29 protein-coding genes and 1 pseudogene are annotated in these 23,999 nt (G+C 50.3%); 19 read left to right on the forward strand and 11 right to left on the reverse strand.

Features of this window, described 5'->3' with window-relative positions:
* The first annotated feature begins 82 nt into the window (after positions 1-82).
* The gene (locus SO058_RS00830; RefSeq protein WP_320841108.1) at positions 83-1,024 is read left to right on the forward strand and encodes a magnesium transporter CorA family protein; all 942 of its coding nucleotides are present in this window, start codon (positions 83-85) and stop codon (positions 1,022-1,024) included.
* A gap of 167 nt (positions 1,025-1,191) precedes the next feature.
* On the opposite strand, the gene SO058_RS00835 is transcribed toward SO058_RS00830, so the two are convergent.
* From SO058_RS00835 to SO058_RS00850, 4 genes are all read right to left on the reverse strand, one after another.
* Positions 1,192-1,977 (reverse strand): recombinase family protein, encoded by a 786-nt coding sequence (locus SO058_RS00835; RefSeq protein ID WP_320841109.1) that lies wholly within the window; start codon positions 1,975-1,977, stop codon positions 1,192-1,194.
* A gap of 100 nt (positions 1,978-2,077) precedes the next feature.
* Entirely contained in the window at positions 2,078-2,263 is a 186-nt protein-coding gene (locus SO058_RS00840) for a hypothetical protein (protein ID WP_049728511.1), read from the reverse strand.
* 18 nt (positions 2,264-2,281) lie between these two features.
* The gene (locus tag SO058_RS00845; RefSeq protein WP_320841110.1) at positions 2,282-2,776 is read right to left on the reverse strand and encodes a ribbon-helix-helix protein, CopG family; all 495 of its coding nucleotides are present in this window, start codon (positions 2,774-2,776) and stop codon (positions 2,282-2,284) included.
* A gap of 497 nt (positions 2,777-3,273) precedes the next feature.
* A complete protein-coding gene (locus SO058_RS00850; protein WP_320841111.1) occupies positions 3,274-4,128 on the reverse strand; it encodes a LysR family transcriptional regulator in 855 nt (284 codons plus the stop codon).
* Between the two features lie 174 nt (positions 4,129-4,302).
* Here SO058_RS00850 and SO058_RS00855 point away from each other — a divergent pair.
* The 16 genes and pseudogenes from SO058_RS00855 (at position 4,303) to SO058_RS11095 (ending at position 16,257) form a co-directional block, all read left to right on the forward strand.
* A pseudogene (locus SO058_RS00855) lies at positions 4,303-5,153 on the forward strand (aldo/keto reductase).
* Positions 5,154-5,169: 16 nt separating this feature from the next.
* Positions 5,170-5,913 carry a carboxymuconolactone decarboxylase family protein gene (locus SO058_RS00860; RefSeq protein WP_320841112.1) on the forward strand — a complete coding sequence of 248 codons (744 nt, stop codon included), beginning with the start codon at positions 5,170-5,172 and terminating at the stop codon, positions 5,911-5,913.
* The gene (locus tag SO058_RS00865) at positions 5,910-6,320 is read left to right on the forward strand and encodes a cupin domain-containing protein (RefSeq protein WP_320841113.1); all 411 of its coding nucleotides are present in this window, start codon (positions 5,910-5,912) and stop codon (positions 6,318-6,320) included. The genes SO058_RS00860 and SO058_RS00865 overlap by 4 nt, the downstream gene beginning before the upstream one ends.
* Before the next feature lie 22 nt (positions 6,321-6,342).
* Positions 6,343-7,533: an iron-containing alcohol dehydrogenase gene (locus SO058_RS00870; protein ID WP_320841114.1), complete on the forward strand. Its 1,191-nt coding sequence runs from the start codon at positions 6,343-6,345 to the stop codon at positions 7,531-7,533.
* Positions 7,534-7,548: 15 nt separating this feature from the next.
* Positions 7,549-8,082, forward strand: a complete 534-nt coding sequence (locus tag SO058_RS00875) for a flavodoxin family protein (RefSeq protein WP_320841115.1) — start codon at positions 7,549-7,551, stop codon at positions 8,080-8,082.
* 32 nt (positions 8,083-8,114) lie between these two features.
* The gene (locus SO058_RS00880) at positions 8,115-8,885 is read left to right on the forward strand and encodes an EFR1 family ferrodoxin (RefSeq protein ID WP_320841116.1); all 771 of its coding nucleotides are present in this window, start codon (positions 8,115-8,117) and stop codon (positions 8,883-8,885) included.
* A 13-nt stretch (positions 8,886-8,898) separates the two neighbouring features.
* Positions 8,899-9,657, forward strand: a complete 759-nt coding sequence (locus SO058_RS00885; RefSeq protein ID WP_320841117.1) for a flavodoxin — start codon at positions 8,899-8,901, stop codon at positions 9,655-9,657.
* Positions 9,658-9,678: 21 nt separating this feature from the next.
* Complete coding sequence (locus SO058_RS00890) at positions 9,679-10,215, forward strand: flavodoxin family protein (RefSeq protein ID WP_320841118.1); 537 nt, start codon at positions 9,679-9,681, stop codon at positions 10,213-10,215.
* Between the two features lie 18 nt (positions 10,216-10,233).
* Positions 10,234-10,986, forward strand: coding sequence for a flavodoxin (locus SO058_RS00895; RefSeq protein WP_320841119.1), 753 nt, complete (start codon positions 10,234-10,236; stop codon positions 10,984-10,986).
* Between the two features lie 26 nt (positions 10,987-11,012).
* Positions 11,013-11,690, forward strand: a complete 678-nt coding sequence (locus tag SO058_RS00900) for a flavodoxin (protein WP_320841120.1) — start codon at positions 11,013-11,015, stop codon at positions 11,688-11,690.
* A 17-nt stretch (positions 11,691-11,707) separates the two neighbouring features.
* Positions 11,708-12,571 (forward strand): prolyl oligopeptidase family serine peptidase, encoded by an 864-nt coding sequence (locus SO058_RS00905; protein ID WP_320841121.1) that lies wholly within the window; start codon positions 11,708-11,710, stop codon positions 12,569-12,571.
* A 34-nt stretch (positions 12,572-12,605) separates the two neighbouring features.
* Entirely contained in the window at positions 12,606-13,757 is a 1,152-nt protein-coding gene (locus SO058_RS00910; RefSeq protein ID WP_320841122.1) for a flavodoxin, read from the forward strand.
* Between the two features lie 87 nt (positions 13,758-13,844).
* The gene (locus SO058_RS00915; protein ID WP_069430344.1) at positions 13,845-14,516 is read left to right on the forward strand and encodes a DUF4405 domain-containing protein; all 672 of its coding nucleotides are present in this window, start codon (positions 13,845-13,847) and stop codon (positions 14,514-14,516) included.
* Positions 14,513-15,547, forward strand: coding sequence for an FAD:protein FMN transferase (locus SO058_RS00920; protein ID WP_320841123.1), 1,035 nt, complete (start codon positions 14,513-14,515; stop codon positions 15,545-15,547). Before SO058_RS00915 ends, SO058_RS00920 begins: the two co-directional genes overlap by 4 nt.
* A 30-nt stretch (positions 15,548-15,577) precedes the next feature.
* Positions 15,578-16,081: a response regulator transcription factor gene (locus SO058_RS00925; RefSeq protein WP_320841124.1), complete on the forward strand. Its 504-nt coding sequence runs from the start codon at positions 15,578-15,580 to the stop codon at positions 16,079-16,081.
* Positions 16,078-16,257: a winged helix-turn-helix domain-containing protein gene (locus SO058_RS11095; protein WP_442872227.1), complete on the forward strand. Its 180-nt coding sequence runs from the start codon at positions 16,078-16,080 to the stop codon at positions 16,255-16,257. Before SO058_RS00925 ends, SO058_RS11095 begins: the two co-directional genes overlap by 4 nt.
* 45 nt (positions 16,258-16,302) lie before the next feature.
* Here the strand turns inward: SO058_RS11095 and SO058_RS00930 are convergent, their stop codons facing one another.
* The 3 genes from SO058_RS00930 to SO058_RS00940 form a co-directional block, all read right to left on the reverse strand.
* On the reverse strand, positions 16,303-16,653 hold the full coding sequence (locus SO058_RS00930; protein ID WP_320841125.1) for a TnpV protein: 351 nt from the start codon (positions 16,651-16,653) through the stop codon (positions 16,303-16,305).
* Positions 16,654-16,777: 124 nt separating this feature from the next.
* The gene (locus SO058_RS00935; RefSeq protein WP_320841126.1) at positions 16,778-18,118 is read right to left on the reverse strand and encodes a DUF4179 domain-containing protein; all 1,341 of its coding nucleotides are present in this window, start codon (positions 18,116-18,118) and stop codon (positions 16,778-16,780) included.
* Complete coding sequence (locus tag SO058_RS00940; protein ID WP_320841127.1) at positions 18,102-18,593, reverse strand: RNA polymerase sigma factor; 492 nt, start codon at positions 18,591-18,593, stop codon at positions 18,102-18,104. Before SO058_RS00940 ends, SO058_RS00935 begins: the two co-directional genes overlap by 17 nt.
* Positions 18,594-18,873: 280 nt before the next feature.
* Between SO058_RS00940 and SO058_RS00945 the strand changes: the two genes are divergently transcribed.
* Positions 18,874-20,154, forward strand: a complete 1,281-nt coding sequence (locus tag SO058_RS00945; protein WP_320841128.1) for a glycosyltransferase family 2 protein — start codon at positions 18,874-18,876, stop codon at positions 20,152-20,154.
* A 36-nt stretch (positions 20,155-20,190) separates the two neighbouring features.
* Here the strand turns inward: SO058_RS00945 and SO058_RS00950 are convergent, their stop codons facing one another.
* Genes SO058_RS00950 through SO058_RS00965 form a run of 4 tightly spaced genes read right to left on the reverse strand, consistent with a single transcriptional unit; the run spans position 20,191 to position 22,943 of the window.
* Positions 20,191-20,631, reverse strand: coding sequence for a HEPN domain-containing protein (locus SO058_RS00950; RefSeq protein ID WP_320841129.1), 441 nt, complete (start codon positions 20,629-20,631; stop codon positions 20,191-20,193).
* Complete coding sequence (locus SO058_RS00955) at positions 20,615-20,920, reverse strand: hypothetical protein (RefSeq protein ID WP_320841130.1); 306 nt, start codon at positions 20,918-20,920, stop codon at positions 20,615-20,617. The genes SO058_RS00950 and SO058_RS00955 overlap by 17 nt, the downstream gene beginning before the upstream one ends.
* Positions 20,921-20,925: 5 nt before the next feature.
* On the reverse strand, positions 20,926-21,657 hold the full coding sequence (locus SO058_RS00960; RefSeq protein WP_320841131.1) for an acyl-[acyl-carrier-protein] thioesterase: 732 nt from the start codon (positions 21,655-21,657) through the stop codon (positions 20,926-20,928).
* Between the two features lie 20 nt (positions 21,658-21,677).
* Positions 21,678-22,943 carry a glycoside hydrolase family 10 protein gene (locus tag SO058_RS00965; protein WP_320841132.1) on the reverse strand — a complete coding sequence of 422 codons (1,266 nt, stop codon included), beginning with the start codon at positions 22,941-22,943 and terminating at the stop codon, positions 21,678-21,680.
* A 133-nt stretch (positions 22,944-23,076) separates the two neighbouring features.
* On the opposite strand from SO058_RS00965, the gene SO058_RS00970 reads away from it, so the two are divergent.
* On the forward strand, positions 23,077-23,904 hold the full coding sequence (locus SO058_RS00970; protein ID WP_320841133.1) for a pyridoxamine kinase: 828 nt from the start codon (positions 23,077-23,079) through the stop codon (positions 23,902-23,904).
* Positions 23,905-23,999 lie beyond the last annotated feature (95 nt).

Consider the following 23,999-nt stretch of genomic DNA (forward strand, 5'->3'; position numbering starts at 1 on the left):
TCCCGAACCTCGAAGTATTTCCGAACAATTGAAGAAACGCGGTGGGGCTGACGCATAGCCTGCCGCGGAAAGGTGGTAAGCTATGGTAGAATTCTACAAAACGATCGATGGCAGCATCGCCGAGGTGGCGTCGTTCACCGAGGGCTGCTGGGTCAACATGGTGCGCCCGAGCTCAGATGAGATCGACGAGATTGCCCGCGCCGCGCATGTTGAGGAAGAGTTTGTGCGCGCCGCGCTCGACCCGGAGGAGAGCTCGCGCGTCGATATCGAAGAGGATCAGATTTTGATGATCGTCGACGTGCCGATGGTCGAAAAAAACTCGGTTGAGGACGGACAGCAGATGTTTTCGACCCTGCCAATGGGCATCGTGGTCGCGGAAAATGCGGTCATCACCGTCTGTCTGGAGGACACGGTCATTTTGCGTTCGATCGCTGAGGGCGCCGTCAAGGGCGTACATACGGCGATGCGCACGCGGTTCGTGTTCCAGATTTTGCTCCGCGTTGCCGGACGCTTTCTGAAAAATCTGCGCATGATCGAACGCGATTTTACTAAAATCGAAAAGCGCCTCTATGATTCGCTGAAAAACGAAGAGCTCATCCAGCTTTTGGGGCTTTCCAAATCGCTGGTCTACTTTTCGGCCTCGCTCAAGGGCAATGAGGTGACCATGGAAAAGGTGCTTCGCGGCCGCGTGCTCAAGCTCTATGAGGACGACCGCGATATCCTGGAGGACGCGCTGATCGAGATCCGGCAGGCCATCGAGATGGCCGGGATCTATTCGAGCATCCTGTCCGGCACGATGGACGCTTACGCTTCGGTCGTTTCCAACAACCTGAACATCATTATGAAAGTGCTCACCGTGCTCACAATCATCATGACCATCCCCAACATCGTGTTCGGTTTCTATGGAATGAATATTGAGGGCGCTGCCATCCCAGGCGATGTATTTTGGTGGATTCCGCTGATTATATCAATGGTCGCCTGTGTCGGCGCATGGTATCTGCTCAAAAAAAAGAATCTGTATTAATGAAAACGCCGCTTTTGCGGCGTTTCCTTTTTGACAATTGGGATTACGGCTGGTAGAATGATAGCGCAAGGATAAAAACACAGTCCGGTCGGTAGTCCGGGCGCGGCGGCGCGGCTGCCGTCAGTAACCTGCCTCCTTTGGTTGTCCGTTCCTTGTATCAGCGCGTTTTAACTGCGGCAGTTGATGGTATTGCCGATGTACTCCTCCCGTTCCAAAATATCCGCCACGGTAGAGCCGCACCAATCATAAGGCTTATTCTCATTCAGATTGGTATGGCGGACGCCGTTGGTGCGAAACTCATAAACAGTGGGCGTCAGGATTTGGTCAGCCCTCAGTATCCGTGCAATTTTGTCAGGGCCAAGTCCGCTGGCGCACAGGGCAAAAATCCGCCGCACCACAGGCGCGGTGTCCTCATTGGGAATAATCTGCTTACGGCTTTCCGGTTTTTTTCGATAGCCGTAAGGCGCCTTTGTGCCGATGCGTTCCCCACGCCGCGCCGCCGCCATGATGACCGCCTTGACTTTCTTGCTGGTGTCTCTGGCATGCCACTCGTTAAAAAGATCGCGGACGGCCACACTGTCATCCATGCCGTTCAGCGTGTCCACGTTGTCGTTAATGGCAATGTAACGGACATTGTAGCTTGCAAAGGTTTCTTCCAACAGGATACCCACCACAAGGCGGTTTCTGCCCAGCCGGGAATGGTCTTTCACAAGGATGGTAGAGACATTCCCCGCTTCCACCTGTTCCATCATAGCTTTGTAGCCGGGGCGGTCGAACGTGACTCCGGAATAGCCGTCGTCCACAAAAAACTGTGGGTTGGGAAAGCCGTTGGCATTGGCATATTCCATTAAAATTTGCTTTTGGTGCTGGATGCTGCCGGACTCTCCGGCATATTCGTCCTCTTGACTTAAACGGCAGTAGAGAGCCGTAATTTTTCCGTTTTGCTGTACCATGCTAAAACTCCTTTCCTCTGTACAGCCAAAACGATTCGGGTAAATTGTATGTCCTTATTTTACCCGGAATCGCTTTGCGCGTCCAGACATTTTTGACTCTCTACGCCGTCTCTGTGTCTCTATCGATTAAACGAGCGACCTTGTCCGTGGCGGTCATACCGCCTTGCTCCTTATAATGGGCAGTTACAAAATATGTCGCCCCGCCGATTTCAAATTTACGCTTCTTTTCGTTTCCTTCGGCAATCTTCTTTTGTAACACCCTTTCAGATTGGCCGAATTTGTCCATGCAATTCCTCCTCTCTGTTTAGTTGTCCGCTTGCAGATGCGCCAGACGGCAGACGGTTTCGCCGTCCGCGAGAAACTCGTTCAGCGTGCTGTTGCTCTGCTTCATGTATTCGGCTCCCAGTGTTCCCGCCTGCTCCGCCATGCGGACAAAATCCGCAAGGCTGTCAAGGCCGCCCATTTCCATCAGCACCTTGATCAGTAGGAAGTATCCGGCGGCGGACACCTTTCCACTTTTCAGCAAATTTCTGTTGATTTTCGGAATATGCTCCTCGAATGTCTGATTGACTGCCGCGCGAATGTCCTCGATGTGATAGACCGACGTAAACTCCTGCTGGATCATACCGGCGATAAAGTCGATGTTCTGCTCGTAGCTGTGGATTTTCAGCCCTTCTTCAATAAAGTGGCGCAGCAGCTCTGCCACGGTCTGATGCCGGGAGATGGCCAGCCTTTTAATCTCATCGGCGGTCTGTTCCGGCACCTTTACGTTTAATTGGATCGTCTGAAATGGTTTCATTTTTCACCTCTTTTCGGGTTATTCAAAAGGGTTCTAAAAAGGTTCCGTGAAACTCCTCTGATTTCCGTTGCAGGCTTTGCCTGCAAGTCGTTTTGGTGGGGAATGACATTCCCCTATTCCTGCCTTAACTTCAAACCTTGCGGTTTGTTGTTAAGTTTTCCCTGCCGCAAGCGGCAGACGGTCACTTCGCTCTCGTCATAAAGCATCCCTGTCGTTCCTCCTTTCCGGACAAAATAAAAAGCCTGACAGACCAGACGCTTAATGCGCCGGGTGTGTCAGGCTTTGCTTCTATTCGTTAAACTTCTTGTGGTGGGGCCTTTTCTGCCGTGGGTTAAGAATAACAGGCCAGTGAAGTTTTGTCAAGCTATGACGGCGAATGTCAGGAGACGTAATTTGTGAGTGTTTTTTCCCCCTTGCTACTCAATCTAACGGTTTATAAGAGCGTAAAAGTAAGTATAGGATTTCGTGTACTTGGTGTAATAGACAATCAGCTAAAGCTAAGAGTTATCATTTTCAATCCGATGAAAGAACGAAGATAGTTTTTTCTGGTTCGCTGTCAAACAGATACAGTAATAGGTGGCATGGGCTTCTTCATCAAGAATAGGAATGATGACCCGGTTTGACGGTTTCCCCTCTCTTTCCATAACAACATCAGAGGTAAAGGATGGCAGTGCGGAAGCCTGCACCACTTCTCGGAATACCGAGTAATCATCTTGCAGGAGAAAATGGGTTGCTTTCATTTTTTCCATGTGCATATGATGCCAAAAACCAATTTTGGAATGCAGTAGCATGGTTTCTCCGTCTAAATCTTTTAGATGAAGCCCCTTCTTTCCAGATAGCGCATGGCCCGGTGGCAGAGAAAAAAAGAGTTGTTCTTCTCCATATTTTGTGCAATAGACATTCGGCTCATTGATCAGAGTGGGTGTTACGATTATGTGAAAGGTTCCATCCAGCAGCCCCTGCATCAATTTATCCGGCTCCTTTATCTCGGAGGAAATCGTCATTTCTGGATAAATGGTGTTCAGCATCGGGACGATGTTCCACAAGGGAGCAGGAGCGCAGGAACCGACCGCTATGGTGCGCTGGTTGCGATCAAGCGCACGAACACCGTTGACCATATCCTGAATTTGAGTTGTTATTTTTCGCGCGTACTGTACAGCCAACTCTCCATTGGAGTTTAATGCAATCTTATTCTTTTGCCGATCAAATAGTGTTACCCCAAGATCATTCTCCAGCCTTTGCATGGAACGGCTGATGGCCGGTTGCGATAAGTGCAGTCTTTCGGCAGCTTTCGACAACGTGCCTTGTTCTGCTATGGAAATTAACTGTTCTAATTGCTGCGTGTCAATCATATCGTCCCTCCTTGCTTACGAAACAGGTATTTTATTTATTATACTTTATTTCATTTGACTTTTCAATATCCACTATGCGTTTAGAGCATAGCAGATAAAAGAATCGGCATTGTACTTTTTACGATGCCGCTTTTATAATAAATGTAAGAACACAGAGAAATAGGAGGGAATAACGTGCAGTATGTAACATTAAATGACGGTATTCAAATGCCGCTCATGGGCTATGGTGTTTTTCAAATTACAGATGCTTTGCAGTGTGAACAGTGCGTTAAGGACGCGCTTGAGGTGGGATACCGTCTGATTGATACAGCGGCGGCGTACCACAACGAAGAAGCGGTGGGGGCGGCAATTTATTCCTCCGGCATTTCGAGAGAGGATTTGTTTATCACAACAAAGCTCTGGATTCAGGATGCCGGGTATGAAAGTACGTTGAAAGCCTTCGATGCTTCTTTGAAGAAGCTGGGGCTGGATTATTTGGATTTATACCTCATCCACCAACCCTTTGGCGATTACTACGGCGCATGGCGGGCAATGGAAAAATTGCAGAAAGACGGTTTAATTCGCACCATTGGCGTCTGCAATTTTTCGCCGGATCGTCTGATTGACCTGTGCATGAACAGCGAAACCACACCCGCCGTCAATCAAATCGAAATTCATCCTTTCTATCAGCAGAACGATGCCTTGCAGATTATGGATGAGTTTGGAGTCAAACCGCAGGCGTGGGGGCCACTTTCGGAAGGGCAAAAGAATATTTTTAATAACAAGCTGCTGAAATCCATTGCCGCAAAACATGAAAGGACAGTGGCGCAAGTAATCCTGCGCTGGCACATTCAGAGGGCGTGATTATTATCCCCAAAACGGTTCACAAAGAACGCATGGTGGAAAACATGAATATTTGGGATTTTGAACTGACCGAGCCGGAAATGCAGTCGATTGCCACAATGGATATTGGCCACAGCGAAATCATTGACCACCACTGCTGGTGTACGGCCAAGCAGCTCAACGGATTAAAAATCCACGAATGATAAGGAGGTTTATCAAATGAGAAACAACTATCTTTCAAGATTTCAAACAACTGATCCTGAATTTTATCAGTTGTTTGAAGCCTTTGCCGAACATGAGGCCGTAAAGGAACCGGAGGTTATACTTGACGAAAAAAAACGCTGTTTGGCAATTTTAGCTACCCTTCTTGGTTGTCAGGGAATTGACCTATACAAAGATGTACTGCGTGAAGCCTTAAAGCAGGATGTTTCGCCGGTTGAAGTGAAAGAAACCGTATACCAAGCGGTTGCCTACTTGGGAATTGGCCGAGTATACCCTTTCCTGAAAGCGACAAATGATGTTCTTACAGATATGGGAATTGCCCTCCCGACCGCAGGGCAGGCCACTACCACACCTGAAACAAGGTTTGAGCAAGGGAGTCAGGCACAGGCTGATATTTTCGGATCGGATTGGAAAGATTTCTATAAATCCGGCCCGGTGGAAACCCGTCATATGAACCGCTGGCTGGCTGCGAATTGCTTTGGCGATTATTATACGAGGAACGGTTTGGACAAAAAGCTGCGGGAAATGATTACCTTTTGTTTTTTGTCCGCACAGGGTACGGAGCCACAGCTAAAGGGGCATATCAACGGAAATTTTTCAGTCGGAAACGACAAGGCGTTTTTGATTGCCGTAGCGTCACAGTGTATGCCCTATATCGGTTATCCGAGGACACTCAATACTTTGCGCTGCATCAATGAGGTTGTAAAGGAAAACGAAGAAAACGCAGGAGGTGCAAAATGAATCGTCTGGAAGATATAAAAAGCGAAAGCCCGTTTCCGGTAGGAGAAGAAAACACGGCGTTCGCAAAGTATTTTATCGGGAAAAGCTACCTAAGTTATTTGTCAGAGCAGCAGATCGAGATTGCCAATGTCACCTTTGAGCCGGGATGCCGGAATCATTGGCATATCCATCATGGCGGCGGACAGATCCTGCTGTGTACTGCGGGACGGGGCTATTATCAGGCATGGGGACAGGAAGCAAGAGAACTTCACCCCGGAGATGTCGTCAATATTCCGCCGGAGGAAAAGCATTGGCATGGGGCAGCCCCCGACAGTTGGTTTTCTCATATCGCAATATCCGTTCCAGCAGAAAATGTAGGCTGTGAATGGCTGGAGCCTGTAACGGACGAATACGTTGTCTTAAAATAATCTAAATCAGGAGGAAAAAACAATGAGTTTTAATTTTGGAATTTCTACAAATGCAATGTTTGGAGCAGGACAGCTTCTCAATCTTCATACGCAGCTTAACGCCCCCATGGGTGCTGTGCAGGGGAAAAAGGCGCTGGTGGTCATCTCCAACGGAAAGTCCACCCGCAGCAATGGGTATCTGGAACGTCTGGAAAATGAGCTGGCGCAGGCCGGTGTGGAATATGTGATTTTTGATAAGATTTCTGCCAATCCCACCAAGCCGGTTGTGGAGGAAGGCGGCAGATTTGCAAAAGAGAACGGCTGCGACTTCATCGTTGCGCTCGGCGGCGGTTCTGTAATAGATGCTTCTAAGGCCATTGGCATCATGGCAACGAATCCCAGCAATGATTTGTGGGATTATGTGATGTTTGGAACAGGCAAAGGGCAGTGGCCGCCGGTTCCGTCCCTTCCCATCGTGGCGATTACAACGACTGCCGGAACCGGCTCCGAAACCGATGCGGGCGCTGTTATTACCAATCCGGCAACAGAGGAAAAGACGGGAGTGTTTGGCACCGGCACGATGCCTGTTCTCGCAATCATTGATCCGGAACTGATGCTCAGTGTTCCCGCCAAGTTTAAGGCTTATCAGGGCTTTGACGCGCTGTTCCACAGCACAGAGGGGTTTATCTCCAATAAACGCAATGAAATGAGCAAAATGGTTGCCAGCGAAGCAATCAGATACGTCAGCGGCAATTTGGCAGCGGCAATCCGCGAGCCGGAAAATGTAGAGGCTATGGGTAAGGTTGCATTCGGGAGCTACCTCTCCGGCATTCAGATGTGTGTCGGCTCTTGCACAAGCGCCCACCCACTGGAACACGCATTAAGCGCCTACCATGAGAATCTTCCCCATGGTGCTGGTCTGATTATGATTTCCAAGGCTTTCTATCGTTTCTTTGTCAACAAACATATCTGCGATGACCGTTTTATCGAGATGGCAAAGCTGATGGGGATGAGTTCGGCCAATCAGCCGGAGGATTTCATTACGGCGCTGGAACAGCTTCAGACAGACTGCGGCGTGGCCGACTTAAAGATGTCCGACTACGGCATTACGCCTGATGAATTTGAAAAAATGGCTCAGAACGCCAAGGATACGTTGGGCGTAAACTTTGAGAATGATCCCTATATGTTGAGCAATGCGGACTGCGTTGCCATCTATCAGGAATCTTACAAATAATAGGAGGAAGCAATTATGAGTAAAACGATTTTAGCAATCATATCAAGCCCTCGTAAGGGTGGAAATTCCGAAACGCTGGTAGAACAGTTTGTAAAGGGAGCAAAAGAAGCAGGGCATTCTGTGGAAACAGTTTTCCTGCGGGACAAAAAAATTGCACCCTGCATCGCCTGTGAAGCCTGCCTGAAGAACGGCGGCACTTGCGTCCAAAAAGATGATATGGCTGAAATCCTGAATAAGATTATCGCTGTTGATGTCATTGTGCTGTCCACGCCGGTGTACTACTATTCCATTTCAGCGCAACTGAAGGTGATGATCGACCGCACGCTGGCCGGTGGCGGGAAAATGAAGAATAAGGAATTTTACCTGATCGCTACGGCTGCTGACGGCAAACACGCGATGGAGTGTACCATGAACGATATGGAGGGATTTGTCGCCTGTGTTCCCGGCTCTGTTGTTAAGGGAAAAGTCTATGGTTCGGCATTCCATGTTGGCGATATTCAGGGCAATCCTGCGCTGGAGGAAGCCTATCATTACGGAAAAGACTGCTGATTGTTTTCAGACCAGAGAGGAAGGAGGCTGCAATGATATTTTATTTTACCGCCACGGGCAATAGCCTGTATGTGGCGAAGCAACTGGATAAAAGCCCGATCAGCATCCCACAGATCATCCATCAAAAGGATTTGTCATTTGAGGATGAAACCATAGGAATTGTCTGCCCTATTTTCGGGCATGAAGTACCGCCAATGGTGCGGGAGTTTTTGCAAAAAGCATCTTTTAAGACGGCATATTTCTATATGGTGCTTACTTACGGGAAACGTCACGGCGGCGCTGCGGAACTTGCTGATGAACTAACGGGGAGTTTAGGAATTGCGGCTGCTTATATCAATACTGTTTTAATGGCAGACAACTTTTTGCCTGCTTTCGATATGGAAGAAGAACGCAGGCTGGACAAAAAAGTGGATGAGCAGATAGCGGCCATCAGACTGGATATCCAAAACCGTAAATATGGGATTCAGCCCGCCACCGATGCAGACCGTGCGGCGCATCAGGAGTTTTTGTCACGAAGCAGTCAGCCGCCCGCAGAAAGATGGAAGAATCTTTACCGTATTACGGAAGCCTGTATCGGATGTGGAATCTGCGAAAAGGTTTGTCCGGCAAATTGCTTTCAGATAAAAAACGGTAAGGCGATACGAAAGGAAGATGGATGTCAGGCTTGCATGGCCTGCATCCACCATTGCCCACAGAAAGCGATTGCGCTGAATATGACGGAAAAGAATCCGAATGCCCGATACCGAAATGAACAGATTGCCCTCTCTGAAATTATTGCGGCAAATGATCAAACGAATTTGTGAAAGTTGGTGAACGATGAAGAAAGTAATTAGCATGGCACTATCGGTTATGATGATATTTACGTTGGCTGCCTGCGGAGATAACGCTGCCATTGACGCGGACAAAGGATCGGGGCAGACTTCAAAAAGTGAAGTGGAATCCTCCAGCACTCCCAAGGAAAGCACCGCGCCAAATGAGCAGCAGCCCTCGGCATCGGAGTCTGCCGGATCTGACAGTCAAGCTGATGCGAAAACACTGGTCGTCTATTTCTCTGTGCCGGAAACCACCGATCCTGACAATATGACCGAGGAACAAGAGAACAGTACAGTGGTTATCAACGGTGAGGTACTGGGTAACACGCAGTACATGGCAATGGTGATTGCAGAGAACACTGGGGCGGATTTGTTCCGTATTGAACCTGAAGCACCATATACAACTGACCATTCGGCGCTTGTGGATCAGGCAAAGAAAGAGCAGACCGATGAAGCTCGTCCTGCGATTGCGGCTCAAATCGAAAATCTGGATCAATATGACACGATATTCGTGGGCTATCCCAACTGGTGGGGAGATATGCCAATGATCCTGTACACTTTTTTTGACGAGTACGATTTTTCCGGGAAAAACATCATTCCTTTTAATACCCATGGCGGCAGTGGATTTTCAAATACAATCAGCACGATTAAGGACTTGGAGTCAGGTGCAAATGTTGATGAGGATGGATTATCTATCAGCCGAAATAACATTCAAGATGCGGAAGCTGACATTATTAGTTGGCTTGACGGACTTGGATTCTAAAAGTAAGGAGACGAGTTTAGAATGAAGAATATTTTAATTTTATCCGGCAGCCCCCGTAAGGGCGGAAACTCTGATCTTCTGTGCGACGAATTTTTGCGCGGCGCGCAGGAAAGCGGAAACAAGGTGGAAAAGATTTTTCTGCGCAACAAAAAAATTGGCTATTGCAACGCCTGCTACTACTGTAAAAAGAGCGGCGGCAAATGCGCCATTCAGGATGATATGAGCGAGATTCTGGACAAGATGCAGGCAGCCGATGTGATTGTGCTGGCAAGTCCTGTTTACTTCTATTCCATTGACGCACAGATGAAAGCAGTTATCGACCGCTCCGTGGCAAGGTGGACGAATATATTAGACAAGGAATTTTATTACATTATGACTGCCGCCGAGGATGGCGAAACCGTGATGGATTGCACACTGGAGTGTTTCCGTGGATTTGCCGCCTGTTTGAAGGGCTCTAAGGAAATGGGCGTGATTTATGGAAAGGGTGTTTATGAACCCGGCACGATCAAAGCCACGCCTGTGATGAACGAAGCCTACGAAATGGGAAAACACGCATGAGTAAATTAAGGAGGTTACATGAGAAAAATACAGAAAGCAAAACAAAATAAGCTGCTGCTCCTATTATCTGTGTTGACAATGCTGCTGATTATGACTGCCTGTTCCGGCAGGTCAGATATAAGCGGAGAGACGCAAACCGCTCCGACTACTGCTCCGGAAACCAATAATGTACCGGCAGAAAGCAATACGGAAACGGTTGGAGCAAAAGAGGAAGCCAAAAACGGTGAAGGGAAAATCTTAATTGCCTATTTTACCGTTCCTCTCAATGACGGCGTGGATACGGTGGCGAGGGCAAGCCGCACAAAATCAGATGACGGCACATATGGAAATGTTCGGTATCTGGCAAATCTCATTCAAGGCTATGTTGGCGGAGAGTTATTCTCCATTGATACCGCTCAAAAATATCCAATGGACGATATGGATGAGATGCTGGATTTCGCCTATAAAGAGAAGGCTGACAATGACCGACCGGAGTTATCGACTCACATCGAAAATTTAGATGATTACGATATTATTTTTATCGGTTATCCTAACTGGAATGCGGATTTGCCGATGCCAATGTACACCTTTTTTGAAGAATATGACTTTAGCGGCAAGACAATCATTCCTTTTGTTGCCCATGGCGGCAGTCGGGCATCCGATACCGTTCAGACGATTGCTGAACTGGAACCCGATGCAACAGTCTTTGATACCCCTGCCACTGTTTCATGGAACGAAATAGATAAGGCTGACAGCATTATCAGCGAATGGGTAAGCACTTTGCCCTTCTGATTAAGAAGAATGGAGGTAGTGCAGGAATGAAAAAATTCAAGCACTTTTTAGGGATTTTGTTGTCAGGCGAACTGCTGTTCACTTTGTCCGCCTGTGGTCAATCGGCGTCTCCGCAGTCACAAGCGCCAGCTCAAAATCAGGAGTCAATCTCGGCTGAAAACAGCGCTGAAATCAGTCCGTCAGAAGATTCCAATCCTGAAACAGCGGCAGATGCTATAAAAGGCAAAACGCTGGTGGTCTATTACTCCGCTACCGGAAGCACGAAAGAGGTCGCCGGATACATTGCGAATACCGTGGGCGGTGACATCTTTGAAATTGCTCCGGTGGAACCCTATATTTCTGGCGATTTAGACTGGACAGATGATACCAGCCGCGTCAATCAGGAGCATGACGATCCCTCTCTGCGAACCGTGGAGTTGGTTTCCAACACAGTGGACAACTGGGATTCCTACGATACGGTATTCATTGGTTATCCCATCTGGTGGGGCATTGCCGCTTGGCCGATAGATAGTTTTGTAACAGCCAACGACTTTACCGACAAAACTGTCATCCCATTCTGCACTTCAACATCCTCCGAATTTGGAGAAAGCGGCCAACTGCTGGCCGATATGTCGGGAACCGGGGTGTGGTCGGACGGTCAAAGATTTCCTAGCAATGCCAGCGAGAAAAATGTGACTGACTGGGTGAATGGTTTGGGACTTTGATGGAAAGCAGGCGAATCATGAATTTTATTTCAATGCTATTGACCTTCAGTATCCTTTGCTCAGGCTGCGGGTCTTTTCATTCGGATGATTCCGCAACTCATCCGGCAGAGAACCCATCGAAAGAGATCCCAACAGAACAAGGACTGGTGGAACAGGAAGATGATACCTCACTGGACACCGGATTTATGATAGATCAGATTTTGGAAAGTACAGATGGCGCAATTCATTACAGCTATTATTTGCCGGAAAGCTATGACGGAATCCGGACTTATCCTACGGTGGTGGCTATGCCTGGATACTATATGATGTGGTTTGGTGAAGAATCTTCTGGCAGTAATGTAGAGTGGACTGGTGTTCAGGCATGGACAGAGATGGATGAAGAAATAGTTGTAGTCTCCGCCCAGCTTACTGACTGGGGAGAAACATCCGCCCGTCAAGCCATAGAATTGACCGAGTATTTTCTGGACAATTTTGCAATCAATCGAAATAGAGTATATGCCGCAGGATATTCAGCCGGTGGAGAAACCATGTCCCGTGCGGTATCTATGCGCCCCGACTTATATGCCGCCTATCTTCATGGGGCATCTCAATGGGATGGTACATATGCTCCGATTGCTGATAATCGAGTAGCGGTTTATATTTATATGGCAGAGAATGATGAGTATTATGGCTCCGAGAAAGCGAGAAACGCCTACAACAATCTGCGAAATGCCTATCAACAAGCTGGGGTAACAGATGAGCAGCTTGATTTGCTGCTGCAACTGGAAATTCCAGATAATGAACACTTCAACCGCCTTGGCATCTACAACTATCATGATGGCGGGAACATCATGTTTGACGATAAAACTATTCTGGATTGGATTATCCAGAAAGAAAAATGATGAACGTGTAGAAACGAAAGGAAGATGAATACCAATGAAAAAATTGAAACAGCTTTTATCTTCGCTATTGGCAGTTGTTATGCTTATGACGGCAGCCCCCGTTGCATTCGCAGCGGAAAATGGCACTGGCTTTTCGGATGTCAGTGCTGATGCATGGTATGCGGACGCTGTGCAATATGTTGTGGAGCATGGTGTGATGAACGGTACGTCAGCCACGACTTTTTCACCTGATGAGATTGTGACTCGCGCTATGCTTGCTACAATTCTCTATCGAATTGCGGGCAGTCCCGCTGTGACCGGAACAGATACTTTTTCTGATACTGCCACGGATGCCTATTACACTGACGCCGTGGTCTGGGCCAATGCGAATGGGATTGTTTCCGGTTATGGCAACGGACTGTTTGGAACAAACGATCCGGTGAGCCGTCAGCAGATTGCCGCCATTCTTTGGCGCTATGCGGGCAGCCCTTCCGCTGATGCTGGTCAGGATTTTACAGATGAGGGTACGATTGCTGCTTATGCGGCCACCGCAGTGGATTGGGCCAGAGTGGGCGGTATCATGAATGGCAGTACCGGAAACCTCTTTGATCCTGATGGAAATACCACTCGCGCACAAACGGCTGCCATTCTGCGCAACTACATGACAATGGAAAAGAACAATCATCCGACTACCGGCAAGGGTGGCAATACACTGGTTGTTTATTACTCCGCCACCGGCAGTACCGAAGCGGTAGCGAAAACCATCTCGGAAACACTGAATGCCGACCTCTTTGAGCTGGTTCCGGCAGTTCCCTATACTTCCGCCGATCTGGATTGGACGATTGACGGCAGCCGGGTTAATATGGAGCATGAAAATCCATCCCAGCGGGCAGTTGAACTGACCAAAGCCACAGTGAACGACTGGGATTCCTATGATACAGTATTTATTGGCTACCCTATCTGGTGGGGCATTGCCGCTTGGCCGGTGGACAGTTTCATCGCAGCGAATGACTTTAGCGGAAAAACAGTGATACCGTTCTGTACATCGGTTTCTTCCGGCTTGGGACAGAGCGGTCAGCTTTTGGCGGAGGCGGCAGAAGCTGGCGATTGGATGGAAGGCCATAGGTTCTCCAGCGGAGCATCGGCATCTGAAGTCCAAGAATGGGTTGCTGATCTCAATCTCATGGCGAATGAATCAGCAAAGTAAACACCGTTTCCCTTTCATGGTAATCTGCAACAGCGCCAATAACCTTGACCGAAGTCTGATAAATTTCAATTTGAATGGAGTCCTGAAATGAGCGTAAAAGCAAAATGGAGAATGTTGGTTGATAGCTTGATGGTGGTACTTATACCGCTGTTAATGGCATATTCCTTAATTGGAGAAACAGCACACGAGTGGTTAGGCGTGATGATGTCCCTGCTTTTTGTTGGACATTGTCTGCTAAATTTTTACTGGTTCAAGGGACTGGTAAAAGGCAGATGGACGGCATTACGAATTTACCAGACTATCGTCAATATTCTCCTTTTGCTATGTACGCTCGGCTTAATCATCAGCGGCATTGCGCTTTCACGCACTGTTTTTTCGTTCCTGCCAATAGAGGGCGGCGGGAGTTGGGGCAGGACGCTCCATTTATTAACCTCGTACTGGGGGTTCGTGTTGATGTCCTTTCACTTAGGACAGCACTGGAGCATGATTCTAAACAGGGTGCAGCGTTCAGCGAAACGCCCCGTTATATTACGAGTTTTGGCCGTTGCTTTCGCCGGATATGGTATCATAGCCTTTATAAAACGTGAAATAGGCACTTATATGACATTACAAAATACATTTGTCTATTTTGATTTTGGCGAACCCTTATTTTTTTTCTTTATCGACTACATAGCAATTATGGGATTGTTTGTATTTCTTGGATACTATGTTACATCAGCGTTAAAATGGCTGAATAAAGGAATGAGCAGGGAGCGATGAAAAAAAGAAAAAAAGTAATTGCAACCGTTATTCTTTTATTATCTCTATTGGGATGTTCTTCGCAGCAAAATGAGACAGATACCGAGAAAACGATTTCCTTCTTTGCTATGGACACTTATATTGAACTGACCGCATCCGGCGAAAATGCCGACGCTTCTCTTGCAACGGCACAAAAACGAATTGAGGAATTGGAGCATTTGTGGTCGGTAACAGATAAAAAAAGCGAAATCTATGCGCTTAATCATAGCAAGGGACAGTCTTTATTGTTAAGCGATGATACCGCCGCTCTGCTTTCTTTCGCTTTGGAGGTTGCCCAAAAGACAAACGGTGCATTAGAACCGACCGTTTACCCGGTACTGGCCGCATGGGGATTTACAACTGAAGAACGAAACATCCCATCAGAACAAGAGATAGCGCAGAGCATGAAACTGGTTGGGTACAAGAACGTGGAACTGATTGGGAATACGGCAACCCTGCCGATAGGGATGCAAGTTGATTTAGGCGCAGTCGGCAAAGGATATGCAAGTGACGAGGTCGCAGAAATTTTAAGAGAGAATGAAATTAACTCTGCACTCCTTGATGTTGGGGGCAGTGTTCAAATGATAGGTAAAAAGCCAGACGGCAGCGACTGGAAAATTGGTTTGAAAAACCCGCTTTCAGACGGCAATTTGGGAGTTTTAAGTATTTCTGACTGTGCGGTTGTGACATCTGGTAATTATGAGCGATATTTCATAGGTGAGGACGGAAAGCGATACGGGCATATTATAGATCCTGCTACCGGCCATCCAACGGAAAATGAACTTGCTTCGGTGACTGTTATTGCAAAAGACGCAAAACTCTGTGATGGATTATCTACGGCATTATTTGTTATGGGACTTGAAAATGCAAGCGATTATTGGAAAAAACATCAGGACTTCGATATGATTTTAATAATGGAGAATGGGGAAATTCATCTTACCGAAGGTATAAAAAATAATTTTTCTTTGAGTGAGGAAAGCAAGAATACGAAGATAAATGTAATAAATTTGTAAAAGCATTTATTTTAGGAGAGGGGGGTTCATATGAACCATGTATTGATAATTGATAATGATTTATTAACTTGCAAAGAAATAAAATACAGTTTGCAGGATGATATAACGGACGTGTATTATACGCAATCTGTCGAAGAAGCTATACATATGCTGCAAAAAGAATCCTATTCACTTGTCATTATGGACGCCTGCCTTTCTCAATATGGTGGGACTGCGCTCATTCAGCAAATTCGGCAAATGAACCCTCTCCCTATCCTTGCCCTATCTGAAACCGCCAGTACAGCGGATAAAGTGGCGGCGCTCAAAGGCGGAGCAGACGATTTTCTGAACAAGCCCTATGATTTGGAGGAATGTCTTGCCAGAGCGCAGGCGCTTATGCGGCGATACACCCAGCTTAACCATATAACCGGCCGCAATTATGCCCTTGTCAGCCATGGGAATTTGATGTTAGATACAGCACGGCAGCAAGTTACCGTAGGAAATGAAAAAGTTATCCTGAAAAGAAAGAATATGATCTCCTGCTGTATTTTATAAAGAACAGTAACCGTGTATTAACATTTGAGCAGATATATAACGCGGTATGGCATGAGGAATATCTAAAGGATAACTCGACTATTTTCTACCATGTCGGAAACCTTAGAAAGAAGATAAATGTCGATTGGATTGAAAGCGTATATGGAACTGGATATCGCATTCACGATCTAAATTAAGAAGCTGTGCCGCTCGATTCTTGTTTCGAGCGACACAGCTTCTTTTTACACATAAATCAGTTCTGTTTTTACAATTTCATCGGCAACGGCCTGTGCCTGCTCCGAGATACGAATACGCTCCAGCGCATCCTCCTCCGGCATGGGGTGCTGTTTTAGATAATCGACGCGAATGCGTTCCGAAAGTTCAAATGCGCGCATATCCACCGCAGCACAATGCTCTGCCAGCTTTCCTGTGAAAAGCAATTCCCGGTACATTTCCTGCTTGAATCCGTGAAGATACTCCAAGCGCAAGTGTCCGTACTTTCCAAGATTTTTTAGCAGCTCGCTGCCCTCAAACTCAATGTTCGGGTAAAGTAATCCGTCAATTTCGATATACTCCAAATCCATGATAGCCATAAGCGGCCTCCTTGATAAAATGATTTACAATTTACCAGTTTCGTTTCGGCTGTTTGCCTTAACTTACTTGTTTCTCGTAAACATCCTTATCAAAGAGACCGCTTAGCCCCTGTGCTTTTTTTTCTTACTGCAGAGAAACGGTGGCGGCGCCGCTTTCATCCAAAACGGCGTTCATCTGCCAGAGGCCGGCCTGTTTGATCTTGGCGACCTCTGCGGCGGTGGCGTCAGGATAATAGAGCGTGACCGTCCAGATACCGGTTTTCGGGTCGCAGGACTGGTCCATATACACGTCGCCGGAGAACGCAATGTCTTCGCCGCTTTCATCAAGCAGCGTAAGCTCCGGATTGACCGACCCGGCGAAACCGTGCGTCGAAATAGTGGCGACGGCGCGCTTGCCGCCAATTTCCAGCTTGTCGATCTGATAATACCCGGCGCCCGGCTGTGCAGGCTTGGCAATCGGATACTGGTCGATAGAGCTTGCGGTCTTGATGCCGCCGGTTTCTTCAATCGGCACCAGCGTCAGCGATTTAATATCGGTGGATGCACCGGCAAATGAGAAAGTATTGACCGCCCGCTGGCCGGGTGCCGTGCCGTCAAGGCCGTTGTCGATCACGGGCAGGTAGTTGCCCTTATCGTCGCGTAGCGCGAAAGCAGAGGACGGGTATTCGTCCTTTCCGGGCTGTTCGGAGATGGTGATGGTATTGCCGAGCGGTGAGATCGAGACCTTGTCGATCCGGATCCTGCGGCCGCCGAAATCGACCTCCTGCATGGGCTCGGCGGACAGCGACTGCACGCCTGCGGCCGATTTGTCCACGGTCAGCGCGAAGCGCCAATCGGCTTCTTCGCCCAAAACCGAGGGGGCGGTCAGGACAAGGTCGACTGTATCGCCGATCAGCTTGGGCAGGGCGAGGCGCTGCATGCCTGTCAGCGTATGCTCGTCCACATACCGCGCGTCGATCTCCAGATTGCCCGGCGTGCGCAGCTCTTCGCCGTCCGCCTTGACGGTGAACGATGGCGCGGCCCATGAGGCGAGCCAGTGTTCCGGAGCTTCTATATCGGTGCTGCGGATATCTTGGTCGCTGCTGGCGGTAAAAAATACGCCTAGGTAGCTATCGTCCAGCGCGATATTGTCGATGGTCAGCGTCACGCCGCCATGCGTGAGCGACGAGCCGACCGCGCTGCTGAACTGCTCAAATACAGCCTGTGAGCCGTAGCGCAGGCTGTCCTGCGTGCCGTTGAAAAAGCCGATCGAACCCTGCGCCATCCTGACGATGGTGGGGGCGGCGGCAGCTCCGGCGATGCACACGGCGGTGGCGACTGCGGCCACACATACGGCGCGCCGTGTGACACGGATGGGACGGCGTGTGCCTTGGCGCTGCGCCGCATGGCGCAGGCGGACGGACAGCGCGTTTTTTTCTTCATCCGTAAACGAGGTGCGTCCCATCATATCAGTATATCGGTTCATAAAATCCCTCCAGGTCGGTTTTGAGCAGGGCGCGCGCGCGGCTCAGGCGCTTGCGCGCCGCAGCGGGCGAACAGCCGGTGAGCGCGGCCAGCTCGGTGGTGTCATACCCCTCGAAGTAGTGCAGGAAAACGGCGTCGCGGTATTTGCGGGGCAGGGCTTGTACTGCAGCGAGCACCTCGCTGTCCACTTGGGACTCGGGCGCGGCCTGCGTCACCGCTGCCTCCAGCGAGACGGTGCGTTTGCCTCTGCGCAAAAGGTTTCGGCACTCGTTGACTGTTGCGCGGATGAGAAACGCCTTTTCGTGCTCATAGTCGGTAAATTGGGTGCGGCGTTCCAGCATGCGCAGAAACAGCGTTTGGCAGATATCCTGCGCGTCCGGCTTGGACAGCCCGTGTGTGCGGCATAGCCGCAGGATCAGATCGGCATAATTCTGGACAAAGCGTTCCGCGTCGTCCGGACTTAAAAAATCAGGCATGTGTTCGTTCCTCCTTTCACCTACAACACAATCGAGCGGACAGTTTTGTGACAACGAAAAAATCTTCATAAAATCCTAAAGACTTTTTAAAAAGAATGTGCGATACTGGGAACAACCGGAAAGATAAAACGTCCATATGAACAGTGCACTGAAGAGATGCCGGAGAAAATTGTGAATTGGATGTTAAATTTGTATAAAACGCCGTTGCTTATTTTGGTCGAAGTGCTTATGATAGTAACGGGTATATGGAAGAACATTGGAAACAAGGGGAACGTCCATCATGATGCATTTTTTAGAGACTTTGCAGTTTGTGCTGTTCGTGTTCTTCACGGCGGCATACGCCTACCAATTGGTATATCTGGCCGTCGGCTTTCTTGGCCGGGGACGGCAGGGTAAGCAGGAACCAGCACAGCACCGCTATGCCGCGATCATTGCCGCGCGCAATGAAGAAGCTGTCATCGGTGAGCTGATCGGCAGCCTGAAAAACCAAAACTACCCGTCCGAACTGTTGGATATTTATGTTGTTGCCGATAACTGCACCGACGGCACAGCTTCCTGCGCCCGGGGAGCTGGAGCGATCGTGTATGAGCGCTTCAATCAGGTGCAAAAGGGCAAAGGCTATGCAATGGACTATCTGCTGAAAGCTATCTGGGACGAGCATGGCGACGTATACGATGGGTATTTTGTGTTTGATGCAGACAATATAGCCGATCCGAACTTTGTTTCGGAAATGAATAAAATGTTTGACGGCAGCGGCTATTCCGCTATCACGAGCTATCGGAACTCCCGCAATTTCTGCGCGAATTGGATCAGCGCGGGGTACGCGCTGTGGTTTTTGCGGGAAGCGCGTTTTCTCAACCGGCCGCGCGCTCAGCTTGGTGTCAACTGCGCGGTGTCGGGCACCGGTTTTTTGGTCGCGGCCGACGCAGTACGTGAGGACGGCGGCTGGCCTTACCATTTGCTGACCGAGGATATCGAATTTTCCATTTCCTGCACTTCACAGGGCCGTAAAATTGGTTACTGCGGCACAGCTTACATCTATGATGAACAGCCGACCGAGTTCAGCCAGTCTTGGGATCAGCGCATGCGCTGGAGCAAGGGCTTTTATCAGGTGGACGCCAAATACACCGGCCCGCTGTTACGCGGCACACTGTGCGGCGGCCGAAAGGGCTTCTCGTGTTACGATATGCTGATGACGATTGCGCCCAGTAACCTGATTACGATTCTGGCGCTTTTTGTCGGCCTGTGTATCTGTTTTGCCAGTTTTTCCATGCCGGGCTTTGTGCTGTACCGTGTGGTGCGTATGCTGCTGCGGATGCTGTGGGCGACGGTTAAAGGCGTTTCGCTTATGCTGTTCCTTTATGGCGCCTGCACCATGCTGGCCGAGTGGCGGAAGATCGATGGATCTGCTGCAAAAAAAGTGTTGTACACCTTTACTTTTCCGCTTTTCATGCTGACTTATGTGCCGATCTCGCTTGCTGCGCTGATGCAGAAGGTCGAGTGGAAACCCATCCGGCATACAGGAATGAGCGTGAAGAAGAAAGAGCGCGAACGCGTATAAGACAAAAAAGCTGCTGCCTTTCGGGCAGCAGTTTTTTTATTCGTGTACGGGATGCGGTCGCCCGCCGGCATACAGCTCCTTGCGGATGGCAGAAAACATGGTTTCCGCCATATCGAGGTAGCGTCTGACCTCGCGTTCCCCGATCTCGAACGGCAGGTCGGTCGGGTAACGGGTTTCGATATATAGGTCGTTAAGCGCCGCGCTTTCATCGAGATATTCACCGAACGCATCAGGGTCGAGCCGGATGGCCTGTCGACACAGGTAGGTCAGATTGTGGCCATCGAAATGGCGGCCGGTGCGGTACAGCAGATATCCCTTGAGCGCCTTTTCAATCGCCTGCTGGCAGTGGAATGCAATATTGTAATGATCGCCGCCAAAAGTTAGCAGCAGGCGGGTGCATTGCAGGTCGCAGAGCGCCTTGTCTAGCCATTTATAATAGAAATGGCTGTCGCTCTGGCCTTTACGCTTTCTGCTCATACAGCACCTGCCCTTTCCGCGCGATCCACGCGGCGTAGCTGGACTCCTCGGCGGTCAGTTCCTCCCATTCATCTGCGGTGTAAACACTTAGGGACAGCGGAACCTCCGCCGAGATCGCCAGATGCAGTTTACAGCGCAGCGCGCGCGTATCGCCATCGGGCACGACGACGCATAGGCTGAGAGATTTGAGCTTTTGCGTCGACATAGTACGCTTTTCCCCAAACAGGATGACGCGGTCGGGTGTGCATACGCTGAGGATATCATTCAAAATCTGCCGTATGGTTTCCATGCGCGTTACGCCTCCTTTGCAGACAGGGGAGAGAGCGTGGCAATTGCTTCAAAATGCGTCTGCCCGCCGGCTTCGCCGCGCACAAAGCGCGCATTGTCCACCGTGCCGCAGGAAAGCGCGAGCTGCTCGCCGAATTGGGTTTCCGCGGTATAGTTTACTTGCAGCGAGGACACATAGCCGGGCTGCTTTTGCAGATCGAGCGCGTCCGAGATCAGGTCAACCACCTTGACGTTGTTGACATGGTTATTAACGTCGAGGTCGGAGTAGCAGACCGGGTGCACATGATGCAGCCGCACGCTGTCGCAGGACAGCTTGCCGAGCGGCGCAAACAGCTCGCCGCGCGCCGTGTGCAAATAATTTTCAGCGGCGGGAAAGGCGGTGGGGCGCAGAATGCGGTGGGTATCCGGGTCGAGCGTAACCCACATCGACTGCGCTTCGCCGACAGGCTGTTCGTCCGCGTAAAAGGCAAACGAGCGGTACCAGCTTGCGCCGCGGATGCCCGGGCACCAGGTTTCGCAACGCACGCGCTCATAGGGCAGCAGCGGGCGGGAGAGCGATACGCGCATACGGCTGAGCACCCAGAGCACACGAAGCTCGTCGCGACTCAAATGAAGCTCGTCCGCGTGCACCGTGGCCGCATCCTGCATGACGTTGAACAAAAAAGACGGCCGGGCGATGCCGCGGTTGTCAATATGGCTGTAATTGACCTCGTATTCACGCGAGAGCAGACTGGACAAGCAAAACGCCTCCTTAGCGGTTACTGGAACAGCGCGACGATAAACCGGGAAAAAATGTCGAGCAGGCTGTTCGATTCGGTCGGTGTGGGCGCGGGCTGGTTTTCCGCGGGCTCATATTCCTCCATCAGCAGCGTGGAGGCGCCGGCGACATTGATGAGCGAGGAATAGCTGAAATAGACCTCTCCCTGAATATCCTTGCCTGAATGGATCAGGTCAAGCTGGCGCGTAAGCTCGTCGGTTCCATACCAGACATCGCCGGGTTCGGCTTCTTCCATGCGGTAGGCGCCCAGGCCGATGAAGAGCGCGACGTCACTCGTCTTGACCGCGTCGGTCCACCAATCGATCAGCTTTTTAAAGTCCGCGGCCTCAAAACCGATCGACCAATAAAGCTGCGGGCAGATATAATCGACCGTACCCTCGTTGATCCATTCAAGCGAATCACAATAGATCTCGGAATAGGACGAACGGCCACGGGTATCGCTGCCGCGCGGGTTGCTGTCCTTGTTGTCCCAAATGCCGGCTGGGCTGACGCCGAACATCAGCTCCTTGTCCAGCTTGTGCAGTTCCCTGTCCAGCGAGGCGACCAATTGATTTACATTATCACGCCGCCAATCGCCGATGTCGTCGAAATCCGCACCATAGCGGGCATAAGTCGCCGCATCGTTGAAATCGACGCCGGGATAGAAGTAATCATCCAGATGGATGCCGTCCACCTCGTAGTTCTGAATGATCTCAAGCGCACCGTCGACAACGAGCTGCTGCACAGCGGGCAGGCCGGGGTTAAAATAGTAGTTGCCGTCGTATTCGACAATCCATTCCGGATGCTGCTTGGCCGGGCTGTTTTCCGGCAGGGCGTTCCATTCGGTCTCGCCCTCCTTGGTAATCCGGTAGGGGTTGAGCCACGCGTGGAGCTGCAAGCCGCGCGCGTGCGCGCCCTCGACCCAGTACTGAAGGGGATCAAAGCCGCCGTCCGGGGCCTGTCCCACCGTGCCGCTTACATAGCGGCTCCACGGAAACAGCGCGGACTGGTACAGCGCGTCGGCCGATGGGCGTACCTGAAGAAACACTGCATTGAGGCCCATGGAAGCAATATTATCGAGCATTGCGTCGGCCTGACTTTTCAGTTCGTCCGCAGTCATACCGGTTTTGCTGGGATAGTCGATATTATAGACGCTTGCGACCCACACACCGCGCAGACCGTCCGCCGGCAGGTCGATCGCGGCGGCGGAGGCGGGAAGCAGCAGAGACAGCGCAACTAGCATGGATAAAATGCGTTTTTTCAGCATGAAAATACTCCTTTGTCAATGGCGGTCATATCTTAATTATTTTACCATTGCGCTGCGGAGAAAGCAAGGACGATTGACTTTCCCACGGGTCTATCGTATCATGAACAAAGGAAAAGGATGTGAATGAGACCCTATGCAAAAAAAAGTTCTTGCGCTGCACGACCTGTCCGGATTTGGACGGTCATCGCTCGTGCCGATCATTGCGGTGCTGTCGGCTGCGGGACACCAGTGCGTGCCGCTCCCAACGGCTGTGTTTTCCACCCATACCGCGATCTCGGGCTGGGTAACGACCGACCTGACGCCCGCCATGCAGGGCACGATCGACCAGTATGACGCACTTGGCCTGCGTTTTGAAGCCGTTTATGCGGGATTCCTCGGCTCAGCCGACCAGATTGGATGTGTGCAGGAGGCCGCAAAGCGCCTGCGCGCGCAGGGTGGGCTGACGTTGGTCGATCCGGTCATGGGGGATAACGGCGTGGTATACGGCACCTATACGCCTGAAATGTGCACCCGCATGCGCGAGCTGTGCGCGATTGCGGATATCATTACGCCTAACACGACTGAGGCCGCGATCCTGCTTGATCGCGACCCGAGAGACAAACCGGCAGACGAGGACGAGGCATGGGCGTGGCTCCGCGCGCTGCGCGGACGCTATGGGGCACAAGCCGTGCTGACCGGGCTTGATTTTGAACCCGGCCGCGTGGGAACTGGCTGTTTGGGAGAGACGGGCGGCGCGGTGCAGCTGCACAGCCGCGTGGGCTGCTATTATCCCGGCACAGGCGATTTGTTTGCTTCGGTCATGCTGGGCGCGCTGCTGAACGGGCAGACGCTCGAATGCGCCGCCGCGCGGGCGGGTGAGTTTGTGCGGGACTGCATCGCCTATACCGCAGCGCAGGGAACCGACCCGATGCACGGCGTACAGTTTGAGAAACTGCTGTGGCGGCTGGCTGGAAATAAATAAAAAGAACCTGTCCAATGGACAGGTTCTTTTTAATGGAGCGGCTGACGAGGCTCGAACTCGCTACCTCCACCTTGGCAAGGTGGCGCTCTACCAGA

It is taken from the genome of Agathobaculum sp., assembly GCF_034098985.1.
Lineage (GTDB): Bacteria > Bacillota > Clostridia > Oscillospirales > Butyricicoccaceae > Agathobaculum.